This is a genomic window from uncultured Thiodictyon sp. (assembly GCF_903828115.1).
Classification (GTDB): Bacteria; Pseudomonadota; Gammaproteobacteria; order Chromatiales; family Chromatiaceae; genus Thiodictyon.
This window is the reverse complement of record NZ_CAIKKU010000373.1, coordinates 1-3460: the sequence shown is the minus strand read 5'-3', so window position 1 is coordinate 3460 and position 3460 is coordinate 1. Positions and strand designations below refer to the sequence as shown.

Sequence of the window (3460 nt, the reverse complement as noted above, 5' to 3'; positions counted from 1 at the left end):
TTCTGGATGCCGCTCGCCTTCGAGACGCGCGAGGCCGCGCCGACGCCGCCCCCGGTCTTGGGGGCGCCCGTCCCCCGCGCGCCGCTGACCGCGCGGCCCCCGGCGGGCGTGCCGCTGGCGCCGTGGCGGGAGCTGCGCACCCGCTTGCAGCCGCACCTGACGCGCTGCCGCGAGGGCGGCGCGGTGGACACCGAGCGGTTGGTGCGCTGGCTGAGCCGCGGCCGGCAGGTGGAGCGCATCCCCCGGCAGCGGCACCGCCGCCGCTTCCCGCTACTGCTGGTCCTGGCCGATCGCAGCGAGCACCTGGCACCCTACTGGTCCGATCAGGAGCAACTCCTCACCCGCCTGGCCCGCGACGCGGCCCCCGGCACCCTGCTGATCCGGCCGATTCACGAGACCCGCGCCGCGCCGGGTTGGCCCGGCGGCGCGACCGCCGGTCCGCTGCCGCCCCCCGGGACCCGGCTGCTCCTGGTGGGGGACCTGGGGTGCCTGCGCGGCGCGGACCGCGCGGGCGAGCGCCGCTGGCTGGCCTATGCGCGGGCCTTGCAGCAGGCCGGGGTCGCGCCCCTGGCGCTCCTGCCCTGCGCCCCCGCGCGTTGCCCGGCGTCCCTGCGCGCCGCCTGGAATGCGCTGCCGTGGGAGCGCCCCCGCCTGGACGACGCGCACGACGCCTCCGACGGGACTGAGGGCCCGCTCGAGCGGCTCCTGACCCTCCTGTCCGCCGCCATCCGCCTGGAGCCCAGTCTGGTGCGCGCCGCGCGCCTGCTGCTGCGGGCCGGACGGCGCGACCCGGGCCTGGAGTCGGACCTCTGGCAGCATCCCGCCATCGTCGCCACCCACAGTGATGCCGCGAGCTGGGACCCGGAGCGGGCCAACCGTCTGCGCGCCCGTTTCGACGCCTTGAGCGCGCCCGTGCGCGAGCGGGTGCTGCGCCTCCAGGAGACCTGGCGCGGCTATCTGCCCCGGGAGATCTGGTACGAGGAGTTGCTGAGCCTGGCCCCGGACACCCGCGCACTCCCCGTCGTGCGCGCGGACGCCGGGCTGGCCGAGCGCTTCTATGTCGAACTGAGCGAGCGGGTGCGTGCGGGGCGCGCCGCGGACCTGGGCGAGGGCGCCCGCCGCTGGTACCGGCGCTGTCTGAGCCGCTTGAGCGACCAGGCCTACGCGGGGCCGGTGGCCGAGGCCCTGCATCGGCTCACCGCCTTCTGGGACCCCCAGGACCTGGACGCCGTGCGCAAACCGGGCTACGACCCCTTATACGGGAGTGATCCCGGGTTGCAAACCCACACACTGGAACTGGTTCAGGCCGGTGCCCGGCTCTGGGCGCGGGAGTCTGGGGCCGGCCTGTCGCCGGGCGGCCCGGTCGCCGCCAGTCCGCTTGCGTACCTGCGTAGCGGTAACCGGGAACTGAGTATCGCCGTACTCGACGCTGGAGACGAGTCCCAGCGGTTTTGGGAATGCGGTGAAGCACCGTCTTGGGCGCAGGCCTGGGGTTGGGACGCCTATGGCGCCTGGGCGCAGTTCTCCGTCCAGGCCGCCGATGGGGGCGAGGTGAGCCAGCGCCTGCGCTGGATCGAGCCGGGGAGCTTCGTGATGGGCTCGCCGCAGGACGAGCCGGAGCGCGATCCCGACGAGGGGCCGCAGCACAGGGTGAGGTTCACCGAGGGCTTCTGGCTGTTCGAGACCGCCTGCACCCAGGCCCTGTGGCAGGCGTTGATGGGTGAGAACCCGAGTCGCTTCAAGGGGGCGGGGCGTCCGGTGGAGCGGGTGAGTTGGGACGATGCCCAGCGCTTCGTCGAGGCCCTGAACGGGCGCGTCCTTGGGCTCGCGGCTACGCTGCCGAGCGAGGCGCAGTGGGAATATGCCTGCCGGGCCGGGACCACGACGCCCTTCTCTTTTGGTGAGGACATCGATGCGGAGCAGGTGAACTACGACGGCAATTACCCCTACCGGGGCGGTAAGCAGGGCCAGTATCGGCAGGCAACGGTGGACGTGGCCAGTCTGTCGGCGAATCCCTGGGGTCTCTACGAGATGCACGGCAACGTCTGGGAATGGGTCCAGGATCCCTGGCATGACGACTATGAGTGCGCCCCCGGCGACGGCTCGGTCTGGGAGTCCACGGATACCGGCGCGGGTCGGGTTGCCCGCGGCGGGTCCTGGCTCGCCTTCGCGCGCCTCTGCCGTTGCGGGTACCGCTACCAGTACACGCCCGAGTACCGCTACGATAGTCTTGGCTTCCGTTGCGCCCGAGTTCAGGTCCCTGAGCCAGGCAAGCCCAGCGGGTCGGACGCGGAGTGTGCGAGCCTGGCGCGGCCCGGCCCGCGGAGCGGATGGGGCCGGGCGGCACCAGGCCCGGCAGGCGCACCGGGGCAGGAGCCGCCGACGGTCGTGTTGCGGTTGGACGGTGCCGCCGCCGCGGCGACGCTCCCCGCCGCCCCGGCGATCGAGATCCGCAGCGACCGCGAGCGCCTGACGCTGCACCGCCTGCCCAGGCCCGAGTGGGCCAGCGCCATGGGCCGCGACCGCTATGGGCTCTGGGTGGAGATTGCCGTCGCGCCCGCAACGGCCGAGCCGACGGTACCTGGCCGCCAGGGGCGCAAGCGCACTGCCGCACCGCCGGGCACTCCGGGCCGAGACCTCGAGCCGATCGTCCAGCGCCTGCGCTGGATCCCGCCGGGGCGCTTCCTGATGGGCTCCCCAGAGGACGAGCCGGGGCGCAGGAACGCCGAAGGCCCACAACACCAGGTGACTATCGGGAGAGGCTTCTGGCTCTTCGATACCCCCTGCACCCAGGCCCTATGGGTCACCGTCATGGACGACAATCCGAGCCGGTTCAAGAGCCCGGAGCGGCCGGTCGAGCAGGTGAGTTGGGATGATACGCAGGGGTTCGTCGCGCGCATCAACGAGCGCATCCCGGGACTCGCACTGACCCTGCCGAACGAGGCGCAGTGGGAGCACGCCTGCCGGGCCGGGACCGGGACGGCGCTCTACAGCGGTCCCATCGCGATCCTGGGGCTACATAATGCACCCGCGCTGGACCCCATTGCCTGGTATGGTGGGAACAGCGGGTGCGCTTACGACCTCGACGAGGGCCATCCGACGACCGGCGAGTACTGGAAAGAGATGCAGTACGAGACCAAGAGGGCGGGGACGCGCAAGGTCAAAGGCAGGCAGCCGAATCCTTGGGGTCTCTATGACTTGCTCGGCAATGTCTTCGAGTGGGTCGCTGATGCGTGGCATCCCGACTATGAGGGTGCGCCGGAAGATGGCTCGGTCTGGGAGTCCAGTGAGGCCGGCGCGGGTCGGGTTATCCGCGGCGGGTCCTGGGGCGGCGGCGCGCGCGACTGCCGTTGCGCGTACCGCGTCCAGCGCACGCGCGAGGGCCGCGATGGTCTTCTTGGCTTCCGGTGCGCCCTAGTTCAGGAGACCTGATGCAGGTTAGGAGCGGAGCACCGCGCGC

1 protein-coding gene is annotated in these 3460 nt (G+C 72.4%); it reads left to right on the top strand.

From position 1 onward, the window contains the following. Positions 1 to 3432, top strand: a 3432-nt coding sequence (locus QZY48_RS13610; protein WP_295431481.1) for a formylglycine-generating enzyme family protein, incomplete at its 5' end; no start/stop codon positions are given. Between the last annotated feature and the right edge of the window lie 28 nt (positions 3433 to 3460).